The sequence below is a fragment of the Streptomyces sp. GbtcB6 genome (genome assembly GCF_019091475.1).
GTDB classification, from domain to species: Bacteria; Actinomycetota; Actinomycetes; order Streptomycetales; family Streptomycetaceae; genus Streptomyces; species Streptomyces hyaluromycini.
Window position 1 is genome coordinate 25329 of the sequence record NZ_JAGXJL010000060.1, and the last position, 25518, is coordinate 50846.

Annotated in this window: 20 protein-coding genes and 4 pseudogenes; 20 read left to right on the forward strand and 4 right to left on the reverse strand. The window is 67.4% G+C overall.

Annotated features, from left to right (window positions below; translation table 11 throughout):
* The first annotated feature begins 161 nt into the window (after positions 1-161).
* From KVT45_RS47100 to KVT45_RS47165, 15 genes and pseudogenes are all read left to right on the forward strand, one after another.
* Entirely contained in the window at positions 162-1808 is a 1647-nt protein-coding gene (locus KVT45_RS47100; RefSeq protein WP_217556825.1) for an ATP-binding protein, read from the forward strand.
* Between the two features lie 90 nt (positions 1809-1898).
* A complete protein-coding gene (locus KVT45_RS47105; protein ID WP_217556833.1) occupies positions 1899-2375 on the forward strand; it encodes a roadblock/LC7 domain-containing protein in 477 nt (158 codons plus the stop codon).
* Positions 2362-2742, forward strand: coding sequence for a DUF742 domain-containing protein (locus KVT45_RS47110; protein WP_217556861.1), 381 nt, complete (start codon positions 2362-2364; stop codon positions 2740-2742). Before KVT45_RS47105 ends, KVT45_RS47110 begins: the two co-directional genes overlap by 14 nt.
* Entirely contained in the window at positions 2723-3349 is a 627-nt protein-coding gene (locus tag KVT45_RS47115) for an ATP/GTP-binding protein (protein ID WP_217556876.1), read from the forward strand. The genes KVT45_RS47110 and KVT45_RS47115 overlap by 20 nt, the downstream gene beginning before the upstream one ends.
* Positions 3346-3882 carry a GAF domain-containing protein gene (locus KVT45_RS47120; protein WP_217556893.1) on the forward strand — a complete coding sequence of 179 codons (537 nt, stop codon included), beginning with the start codon at positions 3346-3348 and terminating at the stop codon, positions 3880-3882. Before KVT45_RS47115 ends, KVT45_RS47120 begins: the two co-directional genes overlap by 4 nt.
* 58 nt (positions 3883-3940) lie before the next feature.
* Positions 3941-5179 carry an acyl-CoA dehydrogenase family protein gene (locus KVT45_RS47125; RefSeq protein ID WP_217556907.1) on the forward strand — a complete coding sequence of 413 codons (1239 nt, stop codon included), beginning with the start codon at positions 3941-3943 and terminating at the stop codon, positions 5177-5179.
* A 389-nt stretch (positions 5180-5568) separates the two neighbouring features.
* Positions 5569-6069 carry an NUDIX domain-containing protein gene (locus KVT45_RS47130; RefSeq protein ID WP_217556922.1) on the forward strand — a complete coding sequence of 167 codons (501 nt, stop codon included), beginning with the start codon at positions 5569-5571 and terminating at the stop codon, positions 6067-6069.
* A gap of 314 nt (positions 6070-6383) precedes the next feature.
* Positions 6384-6629, forward strand: a pseudogene (locus tag KVT45_RS58545) (MarR family transcriptional regulator); the annotation flags it as partial.
* Positions 6630-6761: 132 nt separating this feature from the next.
* A complete protein-coding gene (locus KVT45_RS57070; RefSeq protein WP_254648383.1) occupies positions 6762-6920 on the forward strand; it encodes a hypothetical protein in 159 nt (52 codons plus the stop codon).
* Between the two features lie 110 nt (positions 6921-7030).
* Positions 7031-7837 carry a zinc-dependent metalloprotease gene (locus KVT45_RS47140; protein ID WP_217556953.1) on the forward strand — a complete coding sequence of 269 codons (807 nt, stop codon included), beginning with the start codon at positions 7031-7033 and terminating at the stop codon, positions 7835-7837.
* A gap of 486 nt (positions 7838-8323) precedes the next feature.
* On the forward strand, positions 8324-9214 hold the full coding sequence (locus KVT45_RS47145) for a phosphotransferase (RefSeq protein WP_217556956.1): 891 nt from the start codon (positions 8324-8326) through the stop codon (positions 9212-9214).
* A gap of 73 nt (positions 9215-9287) precedes the next feature.
* Positions 9288-11189: an ABC transporter ATP-binding protein gene (locus KVT45_RS47150; RefSeq protein WP_217556972.1), complete on the forward strand. Its 1902-nt coding sequence runs from the start codon at positions 9288-9290 to the stop codon at positions 11187-11189.
* A gap of 81 nt (positions 11190-11270) precedes the next feature.
* The gene (locus tag KVT45_RS47155; protein WP_217556987.1) at positions 11271-11768 is read left to right on the forward strand and encodes an NUDIX domain-containing protein; all 498 of its coding nucleotides are present in this window, start codon (positions 11271-11273) and stop codon (positions 11766-11768) included.
* Positions 11769-11859: 91 nt separating this feature from the next.
* Positions 11860-13254, forward strand: coding sequence for a phosphotransferase (locus tag KVT45_RS47160; RefSeq protein ID WP_308311085.1), 1395 nt, complete (start codon positions 11860-11862; stop codon positions 13252-13254).
* 27 nt (positions 13255-13281) lie between these two features.
* Positions 13282-14208, forward strand: coding sequence for a methyltransferase domain-containing protein (locus tag KVT45_RS47165; RefSeq protein WP_217557004.1), 927 nt, complete (start codon positions 13282-13284; stop codon positions 14206-14208).
* On the opposite strand, the gene KVT45_RS47170 is transcribed toward KVT45_RS47165, so the two are convergent.
* A protein-coding gene (locus KVT45_RS47170; RefSeq protein ID WP_217557017.1) for an IS3 family transposase occupies positions 14186-15417 on the reverse strand; the annotation gives its coding sequence in 2 pieces (ribosomal slippage) (positions 14186-15096 and positions 15096-15417; 1233 coding nt in all). The two genes, KVT45_RS47165 and KVT45_RS47170, sit on opposite strands and share 23 nt — an antisense overlap.
* A 70-nt stretch (positions 15418-15487) precedes the next feature.
* Between KVT45_RS47170 and KVT45_RS47175 the strand changes: the two are divergent.
* Both KVT45_RS47175 and KVT45_RS47180 read left to right on the forward strand, forming a co-directional pair.
* Positions 15488-15694 (forward strand): annotated as a pseudogene (locus KVT45_RS47175) (WhiB family transcriptional regulator); the annotation flags it as partial.
* Positions 15695-16036: 342 nt separating this feature from the next.
* Positions 16037-17353, forward strand: coding sequence for a hypothetical protein (locus KVT45_RS47180; RefSeq protein ID WP_217557124.1), 1317 nt, complete (start codon positions 16037-16039; stop codon positions 17351-17353).
* Positions 17354-17524: 171 nt separating this feature from the next.
* Here KVT45_RS47180 and KVT45_RS47185 read toward each other — a convergent pair whose 3' ends face one another.
* From KVT45_RS47185 to KVT45_RS47195, 3 genes are all read right to left on the reverse strand, one after another.
* Positions 17525-18040, reverse strand: coding sequence for a hypothetical protein (locus KVT45_RS47185; RefSeq protein WP_217557019.1), 516 nt, complete (start codon positions 18038-18040; stop codon positions 17525-17527).
* A gap of 223 nt (positions 18041-18263) precedes the next feature.
* Entirely contained in the window at positions 18264-19499 is a 1236-nt protein-coding gene (locus KVT45_RS47190; RefSeq protein ID WP_254648384.1) for an Nramp family divalent metal transporter, read from the reverse strand.
* A 5-nt stretch (positions 19500-19504) separates the two neighbouring features.
* The gene (locus KVT45_RS47195) at positions 19505-20221 is read right to left on the reverse strand and encodes an SDR family oxidoreductase (RefSeq protein ID WP_217557030.1); all 717 of its coding nucleotides are present in this window, start codon (positions 20219-20221) and stop codon (positions 19505-19507) included.
* Positions 20222-21068: 847 nt separating this feature from the next.
* Here KVT45_RS47195 and KVT45_RS47200 point away from each other — a divergent pair.
* The 3 genes and pseudogenes from KVT45_RS47200 to KVT45_RS57075 form a co-directional block, all read left to right on the forward strand.
* A pseudogene (locus tag KVT45_RS47200) lies at positions 21069-22319 on the forward strand (ISAs1 family transposase).
* A 593-nt stretch (positions 22320-22912) separates the two neighbouring features.
* The gene (locus KVT45_RS47205; RefSeq protein WP_308311086.1) at positions 22913-25033 is read left to right on the forward strand and encodes a SpoIIE family protein phosphatase; all 2121 of its coding nucleotides are present in this window, start codon (positions 22913-22915) and stop codon (positions 25031-25033) included.
* 217 nt (positions 25034-25250) lie between these two features.
* A pseudogene (locus tag KVT45_RS57075) lies at positions 25251-25442 on the forward strand (hypothetical protein); the annotation flags it as partial.
* Positions 25443-25518 lie beyond the last annotated feature (76 nt).

A 25518-nucleotide genomic window follows, 5' to 3' on the forward strand; every position in this document is an offset into this window, starting at 1 on the left:
CCCCGTCGGCTGCGGTCTGGCGCGCGTGCCCCGGCGGCCACTCCCACCCAAGCACCGGCCCGCTCACTGCGGCTCCGGCGCTCGGTGCGGGTGCGCTGCCCGCCCGTTCCCTGCCAGCCACGCCCTCCCCCCTGTCAGGACCACGTTCCGCGAGGTCACCAATGTCTGATCTGTCATGCCCGCGACCCATCGGTCACCGACGTGGCCAGCGGCGGCGCGCCCGCGGCGCTGATCCACTACGCACCGAGAAGGGACTGCGGCTGCGGCTGCGGCTTCTGGTGCTCGTGCCCACCCTGATGGTCACGGCGATCTTGTGCATGGCTGCCGCCGTCGGCACGACGGCACGCGTCCACATGGACGGCTGGATCATCGGGGCGGTGGCAACAGCTGCCGGCCTGGCCGTGCTGGCCTTCGCGGACTGGCTGGCCGTCCGCACGGCGACTGAGCTGCACCGGCAGCGCAGCGAGTACAGCGAGTCCGTGCACGGCTGGCTACGCCACTTCCAGTCCGGTGTCGACGAAGGACGCAAGAACATCAGCGATGCTCTGGAGCAGCTCGACCGGGGCGAGCGGCCTTCCCCACCTGACTTCAGCGCAGCACAGGCGATCTCCGACGGCAACCCGTGGAACGAAACCGAGACCGCTCTGTTCCAGCTGCATGCGGAGACGTGGCGGGCGGTGGTGAACGGGCGCCAGACCGAACTGACACAGGCGCTCGTCTATCTCGCCGGGGGCTTGACTCTGCTGCTCGTACGGGCGCTCGGCACCGTGACGGAGCTGACCAAGCAGGTCCAGGACCCGGACGTGCTGTACCGGGTGTTCGATGTCAACAATCTCCTCAAGCGCATGCGGCGGTCGGCCGGGCGCCTCGCGGTCCTGGGCGGAGTGAAGGCCCGCCAGCTCAACCAGCCGATCGGGCTGGTGGATCTGCTGCGTGGCGCATCGGGAGAGATCGAGAAGTACGCCCGAGTCCGCATGCATACGTCCTCCCTGGACGTGCAGATACCGGGCTTCGCGGGGCCGGACCTCATCCACCTGCTGGCCGAGCTGGAGGAGAACGCCACGCTCTGCTCGCCACCGGACAGCAAGGTCATCGTTCGCGCGACGAGGGTCACCGCGGGCCTCGCCGTGGAGGTCGAGGACCGGGGCATAGGCATGGCTCAGGGCGAACTCGACCGCTACAACCGGATGCTGGCCAACCCGCAGGACAGGGACTTGGCCGAGCAGCTGGCTCAGCGCCAGACCGGCCTGCTCGTGGTGGCCAAGCTCGCCCGGCGATACGGCATCCACGTGCAACTGCAGAAGAATCTCGTGCACGGCACCACGGCGCTGGTTGTCGTGCCGGACAAGCTCCTGCTCTGGCAGAACGAGCTGGCGGCCCTCTCACCAGCTCAGCCTGCCGCATACACGGCTGCCGCACCGGGCCCGGAGGCGGGCTCTGCGGGGCGCCCTGGCCCCCGGCCGACAGGCGGTCCACGGCCCAGTCCCCCCGCGCCGGCCCCGGCAGGGATGGCGGCGCTGCCCTACCGTGCCGCACAGCCTGGCCCAGCGCAGCACGTCGCCGCTTCGGCAACGATCAGTGCAACGCCACCGCCGGGCCCAGGACACGACACGCGTCCCAGGCTGCCGCAGCGGACCCCGCATGCGACGGTTCACGAACCTGCGGCGCCTGCCGCACCAGAGGCCGCACCCGCCTCAATGGCGCCGCCGGATCCGGCCTTCGCCAGCAACTTCGCCCAGGGCGTGCACCGTGCGGAGCAGGCCGAGGCAGACGGCGTGGCGCAGCCGTCCGGGGGAAGCGCGGGATAGCCGCCGGCATCCGCCTCCCCACCACGTCCTTCGTGCCCGCCTTCGCGCCCGGGCACCAGCCGTACAGCGTACGGAGATACGGAGATTTCGATGACCCCCGACTCGATGACGGTCCCGCCGGAAGAGGTTGTGGACGAACTGCTCACCGACCTTGCCAAGGTGCCGGATGTGACCGGAGTCCTGCTCGCCTCGCAGGACGGTCTGAGGCTGGCTCATGCAGGACCGGGAATGGACGGCACCCTGGCCGACCGCCTGGCCGCAGTGATCAACGGCCTGTACTCGATCGCCAACGGCGTCGACGACGGCACAGGCCGAGTCCAACAGGTCCTCGTCAGGAAGAACAACTGGATCCTGTTCATCATGAGCGCCGGAAGCCCGCCGGCCGTCGTGGCGCGCAACGCGGGACGCGACCCGGACAAGGTCGAAAGCGTGCTGGGCGTGCTGACCAACACGCGGGCGGACGAGGGTGCCGTCGGCTTCGCGATGGTCAACCTGATCAAGCGAATGGGCGAGTTGCTGGCCACACAGGCACGCGTCGGCGTGGACCCTTCCGGTGACGGCCAGTGAGATGGCGGCCGCAAGCGGCCCGGCCTGGACCGTCGAGGACACCGAGGCCCCCAGCCTTTATGTCCTGACCGGCGGCCAGACCAAGCCCACACACGACTTGCAGATCGAGACGCTGCTGTGGGCCGAGGGAGAACCGCCCTCCGGCCAGCCGCCAGAAGCTGAGCAGGCCATGGCGCTGTGCCGCAAGCGGCCCCTGGCCGTCGCCGAGATCGGCGCCCTGGTCGGGCTGCCGTTCCAGATCACCAGGATTCTCATGTCCCGGCTGATCGACATCGGTGCGCTGAGCGCCGTGACCGCCACAGGCTCCGCTGACCTTCCCGACGTTGCTCTCCTGAAGGCCCTTCGCGATGGACTCCTCAAGCTCTGACCTCGCACTCTTGCGCCCGCTCGGCGGGAATCCCACCTGTGTCAAGATCGTCGTCGCCGGCGGGTTCGGGGTCGGCAAAACCACGTTTGTGGGCGCCGTCTCCGAGATCACCCCGCTGCGCACTGAGGCCGTGATGACCGCCGCCTCCGAGGGCGTAGACGACCTCACGCTGCTGTTCGACAAGAAGGCGACCACCGTCGGCATGGATTTCGGCCGGATCACCTTCCCGCAGTTGAACACCATCCTGATGCTGTTCGGCACGCCAGGGCAGACCCGGTTCTGGTTCATGTGGGACGAGCTCACGCGAGGAGCCCTCGCCGCGGTGGTCCTCGTCGACACCCGCCGTCTCGACGAAAGCTTTCCCGCAGTCGACTACTTCGAGCGTCTCAAACTCCCCTTCCTGGTCGCCGTGAACGAGTTCGACAACGCCAGCCGCTACGACCCCGACGAGGTCTCCTCCGCTCTCGCTCTGCCGGCCACAGTTCCGGTCGTGCTGTGCGATGCCCGTAAGAGGGCGGACGCGGCCGGCGTACTCGGCCGACTCGTCGACCACGCGCTCACCCGCGCGCATGCCCCCGCCGATCTCCTTCAAGGAGCACAGTTGTGAACCCCCACGCTCGGTCCGACTTGGTGTCCGTCACCGGCCAGGACATCGACTGGCAGAGCCACCTGCCCGAATTCTTCGACCCCACAGCTCCTCCCGTCGGTGCCTTCGACGCTTTCGCCCAGCAGGTCGCCAACGCGGCCGGCACTCCGTACGCGATGCTCAACTGGGTCGGCAACGAGCAGTTCTTCCTCGGTGTCGCCAACCCCAGCGGAGGCGAACTGCCCGTGGTGGGCCGCACCATGCCGCTGACCCACGGCTTCTGCCCGCACGTCGTCCAGCGCCGGGGCTCACTCCTGCTGACCGACGTCCTCGACTTCGACGAGTTCGCAGGCAACCCGGTCGTCGACGAGATCGGGGTCCGCTTCTACGGAGGAGCCCCCCTGATCGACAAGCGCACGAACCACGTCTGGGGCACGGTCTGCGTGGTCGGCACCGAGCCGCGAGAACGCTCGGAAGGCCGCCCGTTGTGGGCCCTCATCGATCACTACCGCGACCAGTTCATGACCGAGTTCTACCGGCGCACCAGCGCCTAGCAGCACCCGCGCGACCGGCCGCACCACCCGCGAGCACCACCCCGAGGGGGAGACAGCGATGCCCACGATGTCGTCCACGACTCCGGATCTCACGCCCGACTACGAAGCCCTGGTCCAGCACTTCGACGATTTCGCCACCGCGGAAGTCGCTCCCCGAGTCCAGCGTATGGAGTCCTTCCCCCACGCCGTGGAACGCGACCTGGCCCTGCTCATGGCCGAGCAGGGCTGGTTCGGTGCCACGATCCCCCGCCAGTACGGCGGCATGCATGCCGGACACCTCGCCAAGACCCTCATGATCCAAAGGATGGCGCGGGCCTCGGGCGCAGCCGGCGCCATCCTTCAGGCGAGCCAGCTGCCCGTATCGATGATCATCCACTTCGGCAGCGACGAACAGAAAGCCTTGCTGCTGCCCCAGGTCTCCTCCGGGGACACGCTGCTGTCGATCGCGGTGACCGAGGAGGAGACCGGCAGCCACGTCCTCGGAATGGAGACCACCGCCCGCCGCGAAGGCAGCGACTGGATCATCGACGGAAGCAAGGTCCACATCGGCAACAGCCACATCGCCCACATCCACTGCGTCGTGGCCCGCACCGACTCCGCCGAGAAGGCCGGCTCCCGAGCCCTGACCGCCTTCCTCGTCGAACACGACCGCGACGGACTGACCGTCGAACCGCACCAACCCGCCCTCGGCCTGCACGGCTTCAGCTTCGGCAAACTCACCTTCGACGGCGTACGAATACCCGAGGCCAACGTGATCGGCGACGTGGGCGACGGCAAGGACATCGCCTACAGCAGCAGCATCCTCTACGGCCGGCCCAACCTCGCCGCAGTGTCCCTCGGTATCCACGAAGCGATCGTGGAATGCGCGACCGGCTTCCTTGAGGGACGACGCCGCTACAACAGCACCCTCGCCGACCTTCCCGTCCTGCGCGACCGGATCGGCGACATGAAGTCCCGGCTGATGGCCAGCCGCGAACTCGCCTACCTCGCCGTACGCATGCTCGACTCTGGCCGCACCTGCGACGACCGGCTCATCAACTCCAAGTACCTCAACCACAAGTGGGCCGTTCAGTCCGGCCAGGACGCCATGGAACTGCATGGCGCTCACGCCCTGCGCACGGACTACTCCCTCCAGCGGCTCTGGCGAGACATCCAGCACACCTACTCGCCCGCCGGAACCGGTGAAGTACAGCGCCAACGACTGGCCGAAACCGAGCTCGGCGCCGCTCCCGTCCAGTGGTCCGAACGGCTCGCCGCCAAGACTTCGCTCTTCCCGCGCACCACCCCAGCCACCTGACGCCCGACCGCTTGCGCGCCGCCGAGGGGCACACCGAGGTGCCCTACGGCCACGTCACAGATGAGGGGCTGAAACTCGGGGACTGGCTGAGACACCAGAGAGGGAAGCTGCGTAACAACACCATCAGCGCAGACCTGGCCCGGGACATTCTCCCGGTTTGGCGTGCGAGCCGTACTCCGCAAGCCACCGGGTCGCGGCTAATACCGAAACGCCCACCTCTGCGCCGATCGGCTCGCTCAAGGCACGGCCTCAAACGGAGCGAGGCAGCCGCGTCGAATCCATTGCAGCCCCAGAGCGGGCGGGTAGGCCGGCAGCCGCTCGCGTGGGGCGGCCGACGCCTGTGCACAGGAACCCGCACAACCATCACCATCGAAGCGAAGGAGCCTGTCATGCCCGAGGAACAGGACCCGTTCAAGAACCCGCCGCCCCGCCGAACGGGCGTCCACGCCCTCATCACGAGGGGCCCGCATCTACTCATGGTAAGCCGCCCGTACGCCGTGGCCGTCTCCCAGTGGGGGCTCCCCGGTGGCTCGGCAGCCGCGAACGAGCTTCCCTGGCGCGCCCTGAGCCGTCACCTCGACGAGCGGCTGGGCCTGCGTGCCAGCGCCGGGCGCATCCTGGCCCTGGACCACGTCCCCGAGCAGCCGGGACACCACCGTGAAGGAACCAACTACGTCTACGAGGTCTTTCTCCCTGACGACGCCGAGCCAGCCGTCACCGAAACCGGCGGCTTCAGCGAGGTGCGCTGGGTGGAGCGCGCCGAGGTGAGTAACTACGCCGTCGACCACTCCCTGCGTCGTATCCAGCAATGCATCAAGGCCGCTGAGACCGGACAGGTTGTCGAGCTGCTTCTGGGGCTGCCCCGCGGCAGCAACGACCAGACCGCCTAGGGCACAACGGGAAGCAGCTCCGCGAACCCTCTCGACCAGCGATCCAGCGGGGCGGTACGGGCGCGGCGCCGCCCCGGTCCCTCCGCACCGCGTCGGGACCTGCCGCTTCACCGCCTCACCTCATCCGTCAGCGCGGCGGAGCGGCAGACCGCGCCGGAGTCGATGCGTGCCTCCCGAGCCTGCTGTAGCCAATCAGCCCAAACCGTCTTGCAGCAGACGCCGGACGATCGCTCCGCCGCCGTCCGTCAGCGGAGCAGCGCAACCAGCTCACGAATCAAACGCACCTTCTAATTGAACTATCCAGGAAACCCGTGATGACTGATGATCTCCAGGATCCGAGCGAGGGCAGAAGCCCGAGCACAGGAAACCCCGGTTACCCGCCCGAGGGCGTGACAGACCGGCAGTTCCGGATCCTCAACCACATACGCGAGACGGTCCGGCAGCGGGGTTTCCCTCCGTCATGTCGGGAGATCGGCGCTGCTGTCGGCCTGACCAGCACGTCATCTGTGGCGCGTCAGCTCAAGACGTTGGAGAGGAAGGGACTGATCACTCGCCATCCGCGCAGTCCCCGGTCCTTTCAGATCGTTGCCGATGCGTCGGCGGCGCAGAGCGTTCCGGCGCTGGCCTACATCGGGTGCCCCCTCCTGGACGGCGGGAGTGAGAAGTCGGACGGCGCCGTTGTCCTCAAGGTCATGCTCGATCCCGCCGTCGCCCGTGCCCTTGAGGCCGGGGCCCTGCTGACCGTGAGGCAACTGCCCGTGCCATCCGGCGGAGCCAGGACGGTCACGGACGCCGCCGTACTCGGCCAGGTCACTGCCGTCGCCCACCCGATCGGCAGCCCACACACCTGACCACTGCTCCATCCGGCTGTGGTCCTGCCGTCAGCACGCCGCATCCGTCACGAAGACAGCGACCACCATCATGCGCCCGCACACCATCCACACCGACCAGGGATCTTCAGATGAGCACCATCCGCGTTACCGGCGAGACCGATCACTGCGAGGACTTAGCCGACCAGATGGCCGATCTTCTCCACACGGCGGCGCCGTATGTGGAGAAGGCCACGGGACTGGTTCTGCCCGATGTCAGCGTGCGTCTCGTCGATATCGGCACCGCAGCCCGGGAGTTCGGGGCATTCGTCCGGCACCGCTTCGAACACGGCACCCCTCGTCCTGGCGTCTCCGCCCGGGAACGCGACTGGGAGAACGTGTTCGTTCAGGGGACGGAATGGACCGTGCGCATGCAGTGGGCGACGACCACGTCGCTCACAATCGCGAATCCAGACCGGGACGGCCTGCCGGAGACACTGATGGTGCCGGCGACGCTCGCATGGCAGAGGCTGTCCTGCGATCGCACCCGGTTGTGTGCGCTGATGATCGAGATCCTGACCAAGCAGGCCCAGGTCGCCGCGTGCGGCGGAAGCGTCATCCCGGGCAAGGGCCGCCTTGTCGCCCTGCGGGAACAGGATCCGGCGTTCCATCTCGGGGAGGGCCACGCCCAGTGGACAAGCCTGCAGGTGAGTCCGGTTGTCCTCAGCCAGCCCGTCCGGCGCCGTCACCAGTGGCACATCGACGTGGTCCGCGCCTCCCTCGCCGGAGACGTGGGCGGCGCGCGGGCGTGGAAGCGCCGCGCCACCTCGTTCGTCGATACAGTCCTGGCCGCTGTCGGCACAGAGGTCTTCAATCGCATGTGGGTGCGGCACGAGATGCTGCCCACGCTTGCGGAGTTGCGGCACCCGGCCCGGTGGATCCGACGGCAGAACTGCTGACCCTTGTGTCGGGCATCCCGGCTTGGTCCGCCCCGGCCGCTCCCGGGATCGCTCCTTGCGGGAATGCTTGCGTCACTCCTGTATCGGGTCACGGCGATTCGGCCACGCTCCGTGCTCACAGGTCCGCACAAGCAAGCGGTCGGGCCGATACCGGCCCCGGAATCACGGGCTGAGGACGCGACTCAAACACGCGCGTTCGAGTCGGGCTGCCGGGTCGTTGTCCCGGTCATCATCAGTCATCCCCAACGCGGCTCGCATGTACGGCTGTTGAAACAGCCGCAGAGCAGTCGTGTCCTGCAGGGATCAACACCGTCCTGCCCGAAGGGCCATCCCACGACTTGCGGAGAAATTCATGAATCCCGTTCCCGTTCCTGTCCCACTCCCTCCTGTTCCTGCTCGTTGGACTCCGGGCGCCCCCGTGCACAGCGGCGGCAGCATTCCGGTGGCCGTCGCAGGTCGATCACGCACGACACCGAGGTGGGGAGCATGACCGAATCCGTCCTGCTGCCCGAACCGGTACGCATCTGGGCCGAAAGGAGGCTGGGCAAACTCCATCTCGTACACGACGCCGCGCCGGACGCATCGGCACGAGGGGTGTGGCGCGTGATCCGGAGCAGTGACCGCGACCGGTTCGTCATCAAGATCGCCCGAAACCCCGTGGGCTACGCCCGGGAGACGTTCGCCTACCGGCACGCGGTTCCCGCCCTCGGAGCGGGCAACGCGCCATGCCTGCTGGCCACCGCCCCGTCCCACCTGGCCCTGCTCCTCACCGACCTGCCCGGCACGCCCCTTACTGACCTTCACCTGAAGGTCACCGCGCTGCGGCGGATCCACTGGCGCTGTGGTGCGCTGGTCTCCCAGCTCCACCGCGCCGGCAAGCCGACGGCCGCCGACGAGGAAGAGGCGTCCACGGCCATGTCCCGCCTGGCCGATGACGCCCGAATCCAACTCGACGCGGCCCGCGACCGGCTCACCACGGACGAGCAGAAACTCGTCCTGCACCTCGCGGACCGCCTGCGCGTTCTCGGGCCACTGCCGCTGGGCTTCGTCCACGGCAGTCTCGAACGCAGTCTGATGTGGGGGCCCGGAGCCCACCTGTTCGTCCACTCCTTCGAAGCAGCGGGTTTCGCCCCGACCGTCGTGGACTTCGCTCGTCTCGCCTGCGGCCCCTGGGCGACCCATCCGCATCTGCGCCTCGACTTCTTCAACGGCTACGGCCGCGCGTTGAAGAGAGATGAGCGACTGGCCCTGCGCGCCCTGACCGCGCTGCATGCCGTGCGCGTGCTGGCCGCCGACGGAAGCGGACACAGCGACCGCCGGGCTGCCGAGAGCGCCCACATGATGCTGGCCCGGCTGGCAGAAGAGGTGGCGGTATGACGCCGACGCCACCTCCAGCAGACCACGTGGCACCGGCTATTCGCCGTCCCGGGCTGCTTCGGGGAGAGCGCCGATGAATCTCTCCTCGCCGCCGAAGACGACGGGCGCGGTAGGGGCTGGGCGGGTATCGCCTCCGCTGCCCGCCCAGCTGCGGTACACCGGCAAGTACAGCAAGAACCCGCTCGAAGAGGCGGGGTTCACGGCGATGGTCCGCAAGCTGCCCGCGGTGCTCGCGCGGACCGCGAGGATCGCGTGGGCCATCGACCGCCACGCCGTCATGCTGCTGGCCGGCTGCCAGCTGGCCGTCGGGGTCAGCGCTGCCGTCCAGCTGACCGGCACCGCGCACGCGATGCGTCAGGTCCTCGCCGCCGGTCCGGTCGCGGGCAGGCTTCACCAGGCGCTGCCCGCTCTGCTGGTGATCGCGCTGGCCGCGATGACCGGCAAGACGGCGACCGCCCTGTCCTCCTACGCCGACGGAAGGATCACACCGCTGCTGACCACGGAGGCGGACAGCAGTCTGGTGGAGGCGGTATGCGGCATCGAAGCTGCCGCCCGCGCCGAGGACGGCTGCGCGGACCGGCAGGAGGCCGCGGAGATGGGCGCGGTCCGCGGTCATGTGATGGTGCAGGACGCCACCCGCCTGACCGCCGCCCTCATCCGTCTGGTCGCCGCGAGCGGAGTGCTCACCGTTCTGCATCCGCTGCTGCTGCCCCTGCTGCTGCTCGCCGTCGTCCCCGCCGGTGTCGGCGCCGTGCTGCACGCGAAGGTCACCTATCAGACGCACTACGCGAACGTGGGCGACCGCAACGTCCGCCACAATCTGCGAGGCTGGGCGACCAGCGTGAAGTTCACCGACGAGATCCGCGCCAACACCATGACCGGCTATCTCAGCTTCTGGTACCGGTCGATCTCAGAGCGGATCGACGCCCGTACCCTGGCCGCCGCGCCCAGCATGCTCAGGATCGTCCTGACCAGTTCGGCGATCGGGGGAATCTTCCTGGTCGTCACCTGGGCCGCGCTGGCCTGGCTCGCCGCCACCGGCAGGATCGAGCCCGCGGTCGCGGGGACCGCGGTCATCGCCGTGCAGACCAGCCTCGCCGCGCTCAGCCAGGTCGTCATCTACGGCGCGGCCATGTTCCACACCTCGCTCTACCTCACCGACATGGACGCCTTCCTCGCCTTCGCCGCCGAGCGCGCCCCCCAGCGAGGTGAGCCGGCCCTCTCCGCTCCGGTGCAGGAGGTCCGGGCCGAGGAGGTCGGCTACCGGTATCCGGGCAAGGAGAAGCGGGCTCTGAACGGGGTGTCGCTGCGGGCGGGCAGGGGCGAGATCATCGCCCTGGTCGGCGAGAACGGATCGGGCAAGTCCACCCTGGCCCGGCTGCTCGCCGGCATCTACCTCACCGACAAGGGCAAGGTCAGCTGGAACGGCAAGGACGTGGCAGGTCTCGACCCGGAAAGCCTGTGGGTCATGTCCGGGCTGGTCCCGCAGTCCTTCGCGCAGTGGCCGCTGTCCGTACGGGACAACGTGACGCTCGGCCAGCCCCACGAAGACGGTGATGCCCTCGTCTGGGAGGCGATCGACGCGGTCGGCCTGAGAGAGGCCGTCGAAGACCTCCCGGCCGGACTGGACACCTTGCTCGCCCGGGAACTGTGGGGCGGCAGCGAACTGTCCGGCGGCCAGTGGCAGCGACTGGCCTGCGCCAGGGCCCTGTACCGCAAGGCGGGTCTGCTGATCCTGGACGAGCCGACCTCGGAAATGGACGCCCGCGGCGAGCACACCATCCTCCAGAAGATCAAGGCTCTCGCCGGTGACTGCATCACGATCGTGGTGACCCACCAGCTGGTCAACTGCAAGATCGCCGACCAGATCCTCGTCATGAAAAGCGGCCGGATCGCGGAACAGGGCACCTACGACGCCCTTGCCGCTGGCGGCGGCCTCTTCTCCGAACTCCTGACCCTGTCCACCAACCGCTGACACCCCGGCGCCGCGCCGCTTCCGGCCCAAGCACGGCGCCCCGGTTCCCGTCGCACCTCATCTGTCCGCGTGGAGAATCCCATGACTGAGCCGCCCCCGGGCACCCCGTTTCCCGCCCTGCGCGTCCGAGCCCAAGAGACCAGGACCGTGGCCAACGTCATCGGCGTGCACCTGTATGCGGAACGCGATGGCCACGCCCTGCTCGGGCTGCGCCACCCCGACTCCCCGTACGCGCCGTCGCACCACCACTTCCTGGCCGGGCACTGCGAACAGGAGTCCGCCATCGCCTGCCTGATCCGCGAAGCCCAGGAAGAAGCCGGCCTCGTTATCGCGGCCGACGACGTCGAGTTCGTCCACGCTGTCCACGTCCTGGACGCGCCGGGCGCCCAGCCGCGTATGCAGCTCGTCTTCCGGGCCCGAGCGTGGGTGGGCGAGCCCCGCGTCATGGGACCCGACAAGTGCGTCAGCTGGGACTGGTGGCCCGTCGATGCTCTCCCGGAGCCCACCGTCGAGTACGCCCGCGCCGCGATCGACGGCGTCCGCCACGGCCGCCTCTACACCGAAATGGGCTGGACCTGACGTGTCATCCCGCGCCGCATCTGAAGACGACGACAACCATGCCGCTGACCCGCCACGCGAAAGACGCACGGCGACCGGGCCGCACAGCACCGTGCAGAACGCGGAGTACACGCTGGTGGTCGACGTCCACATGTTCCTGCGCCAGGACGGCCCAAGCCCGCTGGTCCTGTTGTCCCGTCGCGCGGGCCCGGTCTACGCGACGGGTATGTGGCACGCCCCGTCCGGCCGACTCGACGGCCCTCACGAGGATGTGATCGACGCGGTCATCCGCGAGACCCGTGAAGAGACGGGTGTTCTCGTCGACCGTCGGGACGTACGGCCAGCGGTCACCGTCCACCACCGCGCGCCGGGTGGCATCGCGCGCATGGGGGTCTTCTTCGAGGCCCGGCGCTGGCAGGGCACCCCGCAGATCATGGAGCCGGACCGGTGTGACGCCATGGACTTGTTCGCCCTGGATGCGCTCCCCGAGCCGATGGTGGCTTACTGCCGAGCGGGTATCGACGCCTACCGCGCCGGGGTCACCCTCGCCGTGCACTTCCAGGAAAGCGGCGATCCGATCGCCTACCGGCCGGCCAACGACCGGCTGACCCTCGCCATCAGTCTTCCGGCCGACGGCGAAAAGGGGCCGGAGGAGGCAGTGCGTGATTTCGTCGAGCGGGCGGTCGGCCCCATCGCCGCCTGGTCGGGCAGCTCATGGCCCCGGCCGGAAAGCCGGGTCTGGCGGGTCACCGGGGTACGCGGCGGCGCCTGGTACGTCAAGCAGCACCAGAACCAGCGGTTCCATCGACGTGAGGTACATGCTCTGCGGAACTGGGCCCGCGCACTGGGCGCGTGTGCCCCGCGGCTCGTCGCGGCCGACGACACGCAGCGGGTGGTGGTCCTCTCCGAACTGCCGGGGCAGCCGCTGCACGGGCAGGTCCTCACTCCTGAGGTGGAATGCGAGGTCTACCGACAGATCGGCGAACTCACTGCGCTGTACCACCAGGCAGCCGCTCCCGCTCAGGCTGCGCCACCGGGGCCCGGCAAACTCCACCGCCACCTGGACGCCGCCCGGCCCATGCTGGCCGAGGGCGACGAGGACCTCGTGTTCGCCCTGGTCGCCCTGCGCGACACCCTGCCCATTCAGCCGTGGGTGCCGACCCTGGGCGACCTCCAGCCCCGCAACACTCTCATCACCACCACGGACACCGCGGCCCCTGCTTCTGTGCGGGTCGGGCTGATCGACTTCGAACGCAGTGAACTCGGACCTGCCGTCCGCGACTTCGTCCGGCTGGCCGACACCTGGCAGGGCCGGCCGGACCTGTACGAGGCACTGTTCACCGGCTACGGCCGCACCCTGACCGACATCGAGCGTCAACGCCTGTGCTGTGAGGCCGCGTTGGACGCAACGAGCGGCATCGCTTATGGCCGCGCCCACGACGACCCCGAACTCATCGAACGCGCACTGCGCACGCTGCGCGCTCTGCGCATGCACACCTTCATCTGACCCGATCCCAGGCAAGGAGCCTTCCCGGTGGCCTTCACCACGCCCAATGAGTGGGACGCGCACTACACGAGCGGCAAGACCTTCCGGCCGCTCGGTGACGCCGAGCGGCAGCTGCTGGCTGAGCACACTCCGGCCCCCGACCAGGGCCTCGCTCTGGACGTCGCCTGCGGTCTGGGGGAACTCGCCCGCCACCTCGCCGACACCGGCTACACCGTCGACGCCATCGACTTCGCCCCCGAAGCCCTCACCCGCGCCCAGACCCACACTCCCGCTCGCATGCCCCGGGCGGTCACCTACCTGGTGCACGACATCGAGCGCGACGGCACCGAGGGCCTGCCCCACAAGGCGTACGACCTGATCACCATCCGTCTGGCCTGGGCTTTCGTCGGCGACCGGACGCGCGTGATGAACCGGCTGCGAGAACGCCTGCGCCCCGGTGGCGCCCTCGTCGTCATCACCCCCGTCACCGCGAACGTCACCGCAGACCGGCGCAGCATCGCTCTGGACGAGGACGAACTCGCGGTGCTGGGCGAGGGCTGGCAGACCGCCGAACGCCACGACGCCGACGGGCTCGTCGTCCTCGTGCTGCGCGACCCCTCCCCCACCCACCCCGCCTGTACGGAGAAGGGCGAGCCCTCCTCCCACAGCCTGCTCGGCGGTGGCGCCGTTGTCACCGACCCGGTGGGGCGGATCCTGCTGGGCTGGTCCGCCCGACACGGAGTCTGGGAGCTGCCAGGCGCAGGGCAGGACGCCGGCGGGGACTTCCTTCATGGCGCTGTACAGGCCGTTCAGGATGAGACCGGCCTCATGGCAGATTCGGCCGGGGCCCGACTGCTGGCCCTGTTGATGGACACCGTCCACGGTGTCGCGCGCCTGACCGCCGCAGTCCGCATGGGCCTTGTCCCGGAGGGGTGGACACCTGTTCGTGTCGCTATGCGGCGAGTGTCAGGGTAGCTGACTGCTGCTCGTAGGCGATCGGTGCCTGCTGTCCGTTCGCGGAGTGCCGTCGGCGGGTGTTGTATCGGGTGGTCCAGCGGAAGACGGCCAGGCGGCAGGCGCGGGCCCCGTCGAAGCGGCGGGCGCCGCGGAGCGTCTCGCGTTTGAGGGCCGCGTTGAAGCTCTCGGCGAGTGCGTTGTCCGCGCTCGTGCCGACCGCGCCCATGGACTGCCGCACGCCCAACTCGGCGCAGATGACGGCGAATTGACGGGAGGTGTACTGCGCTCCGTGATCGCTGTGGAATACGGCTCCGGCCAGGCTGCCGCGGGTCGCGGCGGCTGCCCGGAGCGCGTCAGTGACCAGCGAGGTGCGCATGTGGTCGGCGATCGACCAGCCCACCAGCCGGCGTGAGAAGCAGTCGATCACGGTCGCCAGATACAGGAACTCGCCGTCACCAACCGGCAGGTAGGTGATGTCGCCGACGTACTTGGTGTTCGGCGCGCTCGCGGTGAAGTCGCGCCGCAGCAGGTCCGGCACGGGCGTGGCGGACGGTTCGGGCACGGTGGTGACCTGGCGCTTGCGTAGCCGCAGCCCGGCGATGCCGTACTTGCGCATGACCCGTCCGACGCGCTTGTGGTTCACACGCTCACCGTCGTCGCGCAGCTCGGCGGTGATCCGGGGCCGGCCGTAGGTGCCGTCCCACTCGGCGTGCACGGCCCTGATCCGCTCGGCGAGCCGGGCGTCCGCCCGCTCACGCGCGGCGCGGGCCTGACGGCCGGCCCGCCATTTGTAGAAGCTGGAGCGGGCGACCTCCAGCACGTGACACAACCGCTTCACGCCCCAGGCGTGGTGGTGGTCCTCGATGAACTTGAAGCGGTTCACCAGTTCATCTCGGTGGCGAAAAACTTCGTCGCCTTGCGCAGGATGTCCCGTTCGGTGGCCAGTTTCTGGTTCTCCTTGCGCACGGTCTTCAGCTCCGCGCGCAGGGCCGCTATCTCGGCCTCCAATTCCTGCTTCGTGGCCTCGCTCACCGGGAATTCCTTCGTGTTGGTGCTCGTCGTGCCGCGCTCACCACGGCGGGCCCGCTCGGCCCGCACCCAGTTGCGCAGCGTCTCCCGGCTGATGCCCAGGTCCTTGCCGATGCCCTCGAAGGTGTGGCTCGGGTCCGACAGGTACAGCGCGACGGCGTCCGCCTTGAGCTCGGGCGAGTAGACCTTCATCACCATAAGAGATCCCTCCTCCCCGGCCCCTACCGGGGCCCGGCTCAGAGGTGTCCACCACCCGGGGACAGGTCCCTGCCTGGCCTACGCCCTGGACAACCGCATCGAGCATGGCGTTTGGGGCGGGATGACCGAACGCGAGCGTAGGGCGCTCCTTCGTCGCCGGCCGACCGTGACGTCGTGGCGTCGTCTCCTGGAGACAGCCCGCGTGGAGCATGAGCAACAGGTCCATGCCGCCGTCCCGGCTGAGGACAGCCCCCTGGTGCTGCACGAGGCCTGCTGACCGAACATGCACGTGGGCGTGGCCCGTCGAGCCGCTGTCCGAGAACGTCACTGCGGCCGCCGGCCCGGGCGCGGCAGTGGCCGCCGCAGAATGCGGTAGCGCGCGAGGAGCGGGCCGAGGCGCTTGGGCCACGGGCCTGGTCCCCACAGGTCGACGAGGCGTTCGGTCCAGTACTTCTCGACGGTCAGCCGACCATACTCTCGTGCGTCCGTCGCGTCGGGAGGCTGTTGGCCAGTCAGATAGCGTCCGTAGACCGGTACTTGTGCGACCGCAGCCTGCCGCATCGCACAGACTCGGTGCTAGGCCGTTGGTGAGGGAGTCGGAGCCTTCGTCCCACCAGATGTGGTCGCCGAGCAGCCGCCGGGCCCACTCTCGGTCCCGAGGGCTGAGGTGGTCCATGGCGTAGAGCTCGCTGGCTCGGTTGGGTTCCTCGTCCTCGTCGACCTCGGCGAGGGCCAGCACGGCCTCGGTGATGGCCTGCCAGTCGGCCTGGTGGTACGGGCAGGCCGTGAACTCCTCTTCGGTGAGGCTGGCGAACAGTTCGGCGTGGGCCGTTTGGTCGGCGTGGCGGCCGCCGGGGTAGGTCTGCGCGAGTTGCTTGCCACGGTCGGCGTACTTGCACTTGAACAGGCCGTGCGGCCAGGGCAGCGCGGCGGCGGGCACCGCGCGCACTCCTGTGACGCCGTCGAGGTAGAGGGTGCGGCGCTCGGGGTTGGAGAAGAGGGAGGAGTACAGACGGACTTCGTCTTCGGGAGCGGCGGGCCGGTAGGCCGCGTCCTGTGCGTCTTGGAGGCCGGGGTCCGGCTCGACGACGTCGGTCAGCTCGAAGAAGGGCCCGTCGTGCCAGACCTCCTTCTCGTCGCTGCGGACTCGTTCGATGTTGGGCTGGACCAGGACCCGAACGTCGGTCTCCGGCAGAACGAGCATGCCTGCCAGTCCGTGAACGCTCACCAGGGTGACGGTGCAGCCCGCCCAGGCGGGGTCGGCAAGCAGCCCGGCGATTCGCTCGCCGGTGAGGTGGCCGGTCCACTCGACGCGGTGATACCCCTCGTCGGTCCCTCTGTCGCCCTCGGGGAACTGTGTGTGGGTCTGCAGGTAGTCGCCGGTGCGCAGGGTACTGGCCGGTTTGGTGAAGGAGGTCGCCCGGCGGGCCGGCGGCTCGCCGACCTTCTTGGGGGCGACGCCAGCTGGGCCGGCGAGGTCGCCGCGATCCCAGTGGACTTCCTGCGGGACCTGGCCGCCGACGAACACCGGCTTGCCAGCGGGCCAGCTCAGATGTTCCGCGTCCCAGGCGAGACGCTCGGGGTCCACTTCGGTGAGCACCCACTGGTCGCCCGCCCGCAGCAGCACTGGCCCGGGCATCCCCTGGCAGCGTACGGCGACGATGGTGTCGGCCATGTTGGTGTACATGTCCGTGGAGTCGGGGTCGAGGAACGAGGGGCCTGCGATGTGCTCCAGGCCCTCGATACGTGCGTAGCCCTCTCCCGGCCGACGGCCTTCGGGGGTCATGCGGTCACTGACGACCGTGAGGTAGTCCCCCACCTGGAGCGCCTCGGCCAGGCACACCCCTTCCACGTCTGTCCTCCACTCCCGTCGACGCCCGAGGCGCGCCGCCCCGGTTTCCGGCCGGCGCCGCTCCATGCCGTACGCACGGGTTGAGATCGGCGGGGCGCTGGCCTCGATCGGAGGCCGACGCTCTTGCTGCCCGTGCAGTGATCACCGCGTTCAGCTTAGAACTGTCAACCAGGTGAAGACCGTTGTCGAGAAGGTTCGGTCACCGGGATCCAAGGCAGAAGAAGCTGACTCCGGCCCCCGCAGGTTCTCGGGGGATCACGTTCGGACCCGGAGTCCCCCTTGGCCGGCCGGCAGGCGAGTGGCGAGGCGACGGGGCTTCTGCTCTGCGGCGGCGAGGGCGAGCGGGTCGAGTCCGGCGAAGTGGTAGTTGAGGAAGGCGATCAAGATGGACAGTACGGCCGCCCGCCGGGCGGGGTGAGTCTGCCGGAGGTGCTCCCAGGCGCGATCCGGCTCGCCGGACAAGCTCATCTGGATGACCTCTTGTGCCAGCAGCATCATCGGTTCGTCGGCGGCACTTCCAACGGAGACGACCAGGCCGTCGGGCCGGGTATCGCCGGCCAGCATCCGGCCGGCGATCTCGAAGGCGGCACGCAGGTCCGCCTCGTCGCCGCGCACGAGTTCCAGCAGCAGCGCCGTGTTGGCCGCTCGACCGGTCACCGGATCCACGGCAGCCATGCGGCACAGCACGGGAATGACGGAGCGCTGTGATGGCAGTACCGTGGCGGCGGCCGCGGCCAGCTCCTCCGCCTGCTGCTCGTTCAGGTCAGGCACGCCGTGCAGCATAGGCCGACGGCGTCTCCCGAGCCGGGCGAAGATCGCGTAGTCCACCTGATCGAGTGGGTCAGCCAGCGGTATCGGCCCGCTCGTGCCTGCTGCCCCTCGTGGAGTGGAGGGTGCAGGTAGGACTGGTTATCCCGCAGGGCCGGCGAGGCGTGGCCTCTACTCACCTACTCGGTGAAGAGTCCGGACCGTCCCTCACCAGCACCAGGCTGACTCAATATCCCCGCAGAGTCAGCACACTCAGTGCGATGTTGAGTGCGGTGATGATCATGGCAACCATGCACGCGATGAGAGTGGTCGCCCAGTGGTTGACCAAGTCACCCATTACACGTTGTGAGGCGGTCAAGCGAACTAGCGGCCACAACGCACAAGGAATACCGAAGCTGAGTACAACCTGGGAGACGACCAGCGCCCTGCTGGGATCGATGCCAACCGCAAGGATCACCAATGCTGGCAGCAGGGTGAGCAGGCGGCGTACGGCCACCGGGATGTGGCGTTGCAGGAACCCATCGAGAATGACAGACCCAGCGGATGTGCCGACTGATGATGAGGCAAATCCGCTGGCCAGCAGCGCAAGCGCTAGCAGCAGTGCAGGCAACTGACCTAGCTTGTCGCCGATCTCACCATGCGCAGCACTCAACGAGGCAGCTCCGGTTCCTTTCAACGCAGCCCCAGCCAGCACAACCATCGCAAGGTTGACAGCACCGGCCAGGGTCATGGCAACAGCTACGTCGATGCGTGTGGCGCGCAGAATCCGAGTTCTGCCCTCAGTTGAACGGATGGCTTTCCCGTGGCGTTCAGTGACCAGCGCTCCATGAAGCCAGATCGCGTGCGGCATCACCGTTGCTCCAAGCATCCCTGCTGCCAGCACCAGCGAAGCGGTTCCGTCTAGCCTCGGCGCCAGGCCATCAACGATCTCAGCTGAGGAAGGATGCGACTCGAAAGTGGAGACACTGAACCCGATCAACACCACGGCAAGGAGCCCAATAATGACAGCCTCGAAAGGCCGCTGTCCATGGCGGGACTGGTACATCAGCAGGGCGAATGACACCACCCCGGTTACCGTACCCCCCAGAAGCAGAGGTGCCCCAAACAGGAGATTGATTGCAATCGCCCCACCTACCACCTCAGCAAGGTCAGTCGCGATGGCGACCAGTTCAGCCTGCAACCACAATCCGTTTGCGGTAGGCCGCCTGAAATGGTCGCGGCACAGTTGGGGTAGTGTCCGGCCGGTCGCAATGCCTGCCTTCGCTGCCAGATACTGGACCAGCACCGCCATTAGGTTCGCTCCGATTACCACCCAGCACAATAGATAACCGTACGTCGCGCCGGCGGCGAAGTTTGTTGCAAAGTTTCCCGGGTCGACGTATGCGACCGCGGCCACGAACGCCGGCCCGAGGAGTTGCACGCCTGCCCGATTCATCCGTCGCAATGGCGCCGTCGTATACATGTGGTCTACAACCCCTGGACACGTCCGCCGTCAACGATGACAGCGGTCCCGGTCAGGTAGGAGGTGTAGGCAGAGCATAGAAAGGCGATAATGTGGCCGAAGTCGCCCGGATCGCCGATGTAGGAGCGGTCCTGACGGCCGAGCTCGATCACCCGCTCCGTGGTATGGGCTCCGGGGCAGACGATATTGAGGGTGACCCCAGACGCGGTGAGTTCGTTCGCTGCGGTCTTGGCCCACCCCCAAAGTGCAGGACGCGCCACGTTGGACAGCACCAGGTTGTCCATGGGCTGCCGAGCTGAGCCGGACGCGATCAAGCAGACTCGACCCCAGTTCTGTTCGACCATGACAGGCCGTGCTGCACGCACCAGACGGATCGCTGACAGCGTGTTTGCTGTCAGCGCATCGAGGATCTGCTGGTCTGTAACTTCAAATGCTCCAGCCGGTGCGGGGCCGGCGTTGTTGGCCACCACGATGTCGAGCCGACCGAAGCGCTCGAGCGCCCGATTAACGAGCATCTCCGGCAGACGTTCGTCGTTCATGTCCCCGGCGACAATCTCGACTTCCACTCCGGCTTCGTCGCGCAGTTGCTTCAGCTGGTCTGCTGAACGCGCGTTGACGACGAGGCGCACGCCCTCGGCCGCCAGGGCCATTGCTGTCGCCCTGCCGAGCCCTCGCGAGGCCGCAGTGATCACTGCCACTCGATCCGAAATACCCAAGTCCATGACGCTAGAATACTTAGCTCGTGTACTAGCGGCAAGGTCTTTGCATCGCCGGCTTTGGGTCGCTGGCTCCTGGTAGGCCTGAAGCCCGTCTCGGCGGCGTTGCGGCGCACAGGGGTGGGTGGCCAATCTTTGGTCCATCTAACTCGCCGCCATCGAACGGCGCAGGTTACACGGTCGCTTCGGATACAGGCCTAGCACAGGTGGTCGGCCTCGGGGTCGCCCGCCGGATGCCCTGCTGCTCGTCAGGCGGCTCTCCCGCCACCGCACCGCGTGCGTTCGATTGTCGGCGGTCGCTGAACCCGGTTCAAAGCACGGCGACATTCGATAGCGGCGATGCAGCTGACGAGACCCGGCAAACCAGGACACTGTGAGCCCAAGGATCCGCCGATCCTCACCAGCGCATGATGGTCCGCTGTAATCTGTCCGTCCCCGCTGAGACCGACCTCTACCTCGCCTACACGCCCGCTGGCGTCGACCTCGATGAGCTGACCCCCATCGCGAGCACTTGCAGCACCAGCCAGGAGTGCTCCAGGCCGAAGAGGCGATTACAGCTTCGGCAACCTATCTCTGTTGGTAGCGGCGCGGCACCGCGGTCAGGCCTGCTCACGACGTCTTCGCCGTCCCCACCGCCCGGCCCGTCGACGTTGGAGGCCCGCACAAACGGACCAGCCCCCAGGGCCCCGGCGAGTGCCTGGATCATCCCGTTCTGGCGTGTTGATCTCGGTGGTGGGCCCGGGAAGCAGGTGAACACGGCACCTGTGGATCATGGAGTTCTCTACGCTTCAAGATCCATGAAGGTGCCGTGTTCGTTCCTCTATCATCCCCTGTGGCTGCCCCCGCCTGAGCAGTGCCCCGCCTGGAAGCCCTTGGCGAGGGGGCCGCTAACGATCAAGTCCGCGGCCTGGTCGCCGAGTTCGGGTCGGTCACCGACCCGAGAGGGACTTGCGGGGTGCGCTACCGGCTCTCCTCACTGCTGGCCCTGATGGTCTGCGCGATGACTCCGTCCGGCCATGACTCGATCACCGCGGCGGCGGAGTGGTGCCGACGTGCGACGCCGGAGGAACTGGCCGCCTTCGGCCTGCCCTACCACCCGCTGCTCGGCCGCTACCGGGTGCCGAGCGAGAAGACCCTGCGCAGCGTCCTGGGACGCCTGGACCCCGGCGAGATCAGCGCGGCGGCCTACGACTACCTTCGGCCCCTGCTGTCCGCACAGCCCCGCCGGCCGGAGCCGGTGATGCCCGACGGCGGCACCGAGCGTGAACAGCGCCGGGCCCACCGGGCAGCCGCCCGCGCCGATCCGGTACGAATCCGGCGGCGGGCGATCGCGGTGGACGGCAAGTGCCTGCGGGGCGCCCGCCGCCCGAACGGCAGCCGGGTCTTCGTCCTGTCCGCCGTCCGCCACGGCGACGGTGTCACGCTCGCCTCCCGCGAGATCGGCGCGAAGACCAACGAAATCCCCGAGTTCGCACCTCTCCTCGACAGAATCGACGACGCGGATCTCGCGGGGACGGTCGTCACCGCCGACGCCCTCCACGCCCAACGCGACCACGCCACCTACCTGCACGAACGCGGCGCTCACTACCCGCTGACCATCAAGAACAACCACCGCGCACAAGCCCGTCAGCTCCACGCCCTGCCCTGGAAGAAGATCCCCGTGATCCACCGCGACGACGCCCGGGGCCACGGCCGCCACGAGCAGCGGCTCGTGCAGGTCGTCACCGTCGACGGCCTGCTCTTTCCGCACGCGGCCCAGGTCCTGCGCATCCAGCGCTGACGCCGCCTCTACGGCGCGAAGAAATGATCCAGCGAGACCGTCTACGCCGTCGCCGACCTGCCCGCCGAGGAAGCGAACGCCGCCGAGATCGCCTCCTGGGCTCGCGGGCACTGGACCGTGGAAAACACCGTCCACTGGTGCCGGGATGTCACCTTTAACGAGGACAAGTCCCAAGTCAGGACCCACAACGCGCCCGCCGTACTCGCTGCCCTCCGCGACCTGATCCGCAGCGCGCTCAAGCTCGCCGGCTACGTCAACACCGCCGCCGGACGCCGAGCCCACACCGAACGCACCCGCGTCCTCACCCTCTGCGGCATCACATGATCAAACCGGACGATCCAGGCATTCGCCGGGGCCCTGGAGCAGCCCCCGTCCGACTCGCCGTGTCAGGGGTCCGCCGCCTGCTGGATGGTCTCCTGCCGCATCCCCGACCCATCAGGACAGGTGTCTACCTGGGTTGGTGGCCCACCCTCGCAGACGCCGCCAAGCCACAAGTCGCGCTGCTACCACCGATAAGAGCGCCGGAGCGAAATCACCGAGCCGGTCTTTGGATACGCCACTCTGATGAACATAGCGACAGTACTTGTGTTGAACATGTATAGGGACGGGGCCACACTGATGAGGTGAGCGCGCACCATGTTCCTTCGGCGGGCGGGGGCAGCCCGCTCGCGGAACCGCGAGGGTCGCTTCTCACCGTCGTGGACGAACGATCACGGGTGCTGATGTGGACCTCTACGGCAGTTCAACGCCTTGGCCACAGCGCAGCTGAGACCGTAGGTCGCGATATCGGTGAAGTTCTCGGAATCGATCTTCCCTGGGGGCCTATTCCTCGGGATTGGCGCGGAACGTTGCTGGCGCGGCATCGAGGCGGTCGACATCTGAGACTCCCGCTCGCATGCTATGCACTGGCGCGGAATGTGGGTCCCAAGGCGTTGTGGCTCCTGATTCTTGAGGATCAACCGGACAATATGGGGAATCAGCAGGAAGAAGCACTGTCGAACTGGGTTCTCACAAGCTCTCCAATTGCCGTATCGGTTTACGATACGAACATGAATTGCGTGCGCCAAAACGTTGCCATGAGGAAATTGTCTGGCCTTCCAGATAAGGCCAGACTTGGACAAGGGCTGACTGCCGCTTTCAGGGAAGTTCAGGCAAGCGAATGGGGGGCTCAAGCACGCAAGGTACTGAAGAGCGGAAAATCGATAGAGGGAACGATCCGCGGGTATACAGCGGCAGACCCAGACCGTGATCATATATTCCGCGTCACGGCTTCTCCGCTTCGCGCCCCCAATGGAGATGTCGTCGGGGTGTGCACCACGGCCCTCGACGTCAGCGAGGAGTACCGAACCCGGCACCGCTTGGCTCTGTTGAACACGGCGAGTACGCACATCGGGAGCACGTTGGATGTAAAGCGTACCGGAGAGGAGCTGACGGAAGTAGTGGTTCCGGAGCTGGCAGACTTTGTCGGGGTTGACCTGCTGGAAGCACTGTTGAGCGGTGAGGAACCAGTCCACGGGCCCATCACTAGCTTCACCGTGCTGCGTAGGGTTGCTCACGCATCCGTGAGAGCGGGTATCCCAGAGGGTGCAGTCAGGATGGGTGACGTCGATCGATACTCGGCCAACTCACCACAGGCCCGTTGCCTGGCCACGGGAAAGTCGGAACTGCACCGTGTGGTGGATACCGATATCCGAAAGTGGATGGAGGAGGATCCGATTCGCGGCCTCCTCCTTGAGGAGGGGGGGCTCCACTCCTGGATGATTGTGCCGGTGATTGCGAGGGGTACCGCTTTGGGAGTCGTTATCTTCATTCGCGGCCAGAGGGCGGAGCCGTTCGAGAACGAGGATCTCGCTCTAGCCGAGGAGCTGATCTCACGAGCCGCAGTCTGCCTGGATAACGCACGACGCTTTACGCGTGAGAGAACGACCTCCCTCACCCTGCAACACAGCCTCCTACCGCAGCGTATACCAAGGCGTTCCGCGGTGGAGACCGCCTACCGATACCTGCCAGCAGTACCTCAACCGGGCGTGGGAGGCGACTGGTTCGACGTGATTCCCCTTTCGGGGGCCAGAGTGGCACTCGTTGTGGGTGACGTCGTCGGCCACGGTATCCATGCTTCGGCCACCATGGGACGTCTACGGACCGCTGTGCAAACCCTCGCCGATGTCGACCTGGCTCCTGATGAGCTCCTAACCCAACTTGATGACCTTGTCATTCGACTCACTGCGGACTCAGAGGCGGACACAAGCGCCGCAGAGCCAGGAGACGTAGGTGCCACCTGCCTTTACGCCGTCTACGATCCTGTTAACGGCTCCTGCTGCCTTGCTAGCGCTGGACATCTCGCGCCCGCACTTATCAGTGCAGACGGAGAAGTCACTTTCGTGGATCTCCACGCGGGTCCCCCTCTAGGCCTGGGAGGCCTCCCTTTCGAGGCTGCTAACATCACGCTTCCCGAAGGAAGCGTGCTAGCTCTCTACACAGATGGCTTGATCGAGTCTCGTGAACGCTCAATGGATGATGGTCTGGACGAGCTACAAAGCTGCCTGAAGCCTCAGGCAGAGTCTTTGGACACTCTTTGTGACCAAGTAGTTGAAGCAATGCTCCCAGTGCGGCCCACGGACGACGTCGCCCTCCTGCTGGCACGAGTACGACGTCTCAACAGTAGCCAAGTCGCAGTCTGGGACGTACCCACGGATCCTGAGGCAGTTGCGGGGATGCGGTCCGAAGCCATGCGCCAACTATCTCTGTGGGGCATCGAGGTGGCAGGGTTCGTCACCGAATTGGTTGTCAGTGAACTGGTCACGAACGCCATCCGGTACGGAGGTACCCCCATTGAGCTCCGCCTCATCCGCGACGAAACGTTGATCTGCGAAGTTGCTGATGGCAACAGCACCGCACCACATATGCGCAGAGCTCGGGATTTCGACGAGGGCGGTCGGGGACTGATGCTCGTTGCCCAGCTCACCCAGCGATGGGGCACGCGTCAGACGACGAACGGCAAGGTGATCTGGTGCGAGCAAGTCATCCCGCCGTCGTGACACCGTGAGCTTGTTCCGCTTTTACGGACACCATCGGTGTGGTGGTCAGGCTGCGAGTGCGGTCTCGTATTCGGCGGGGCTGCGGTAGCCGAGGCTGCTGTGCAGTCGGTGCAAGTTGTACCAGCCCTCGATGACCTCGTTGCCCAATTGCTTATGCGACGAGGTGTCGGCGTACGACCTAAGCTCCCCAGGCGCGTACGGATGAATGTCCCCAGCTATGTCGAGAGCAAGAGCACGGTTGCGCATTTTCGTTGAGGTCGTCGGCCAGGCCAGAGACACTCGCACGATGAGTGTTAGCGCATCGCCCGGATCGGTCGAACGGGGTTGGGACGGGCCGTGGTATCGGGTTCGCACGGACGCCTTCGAGGCATCGTTCCTGCCCAGTCCGGACGAGGAGCTGGACGCAGTGTGAACCGCTCCGGGTTCGGTAGAGAGCTGGGATGTCACGCGCTGACGGGTTCGTTGGCGTGCGTGTGTTGGTGATG

Excerpts from the sequence above, each read along its gene's own strand:
- KVT45_RS47100 (WP_217556825.1), top strand. The coding sequence starts at position 162 with ATGTCTGATCTGTCATGCCCGCGACCCATCGGTCACCGACGTGGCCAG.
- KVT45_RS47105 (WP_217556833.1), top strand. The coding sequence starts at position 1,899 with ATGACCCCCGACTCGATGACGGTCCCGCCGGAAGAGGTTGTGGACGAA.
- KVT45_RS47115 (WP_217556876.1), top strand. The coding sequence starts at position 2,723 with ATGGACTCCTCAAGCTCTGACCTCGCACTCTTGCGCCCGCTCGGCGGG.
- KVT45_RS47125 (WP_217556907.1), top strand. The coding sequence starts at position 3,941 with ATGCCCACGATGTCGTCCACGACTCCGGATCTCACGCCCGACTACGAA.
- KVT45_RS47130 (WP_217556922.1), top strand. The coding sequence starts at position 5,569 with ATGCCCGAGGAACAGGACCCGTTCAAGAACCCGCCGCCCCGCCGAACG.
- KVT45_RS57070 (WP_254648383.1), top strand. The coding sequence starts at position 6,762 with ATGCTCGATCCCGCCGTCGCCCGTGCCCTTGAGGCCGGGGCCCTGCTG.
- KVT45_RS47140 (WP_217556953.1), top strand. The coding sequence starts at position 7,031 with ATGAGCACCATCCGCGTTACCGGCGAGACCGATCACTGCGAGGACTTA.
- KVT45_RS47145 (WP_217556956.1), top strand. The coding sequence starts at position 8,324 with ATGACCGAATCCGTCCTGCTGCCCGAACCGGTACGCATCTGGGCCGAA.
- KVT45_RS47150 (WP_217556972.1), top strand. The coding sequence starts at position 9,288 with ATGAATCTCTCCTCGCCGCCGAAGACGACGGGCGCGGTAGGGGCTGGG.
- KVT45_RS47155 (WP_217556987.1), top strand. The coding sequence starts at position 11,271 with ATGACTGAGCCGCCCCCGGGCACCCCGTTTCCCGCCCTGCGCGTCCGA.
- KVT45_RS47190 (WP_254648384.1), bottom strand. The coding sequence starts at position 19,499 with ATGTATACGACGGCGCCATTGCGACGGATGAATCGGGCAGGCGTGCAA.
- KVT45_RS47195 (WP_217557030.1), bottom strand. The coding sequence starts at position 20,221 with ATGGACTTGGGTATTTCGGATCGAGTGGCAGTGATCACTGCGGCCTCG.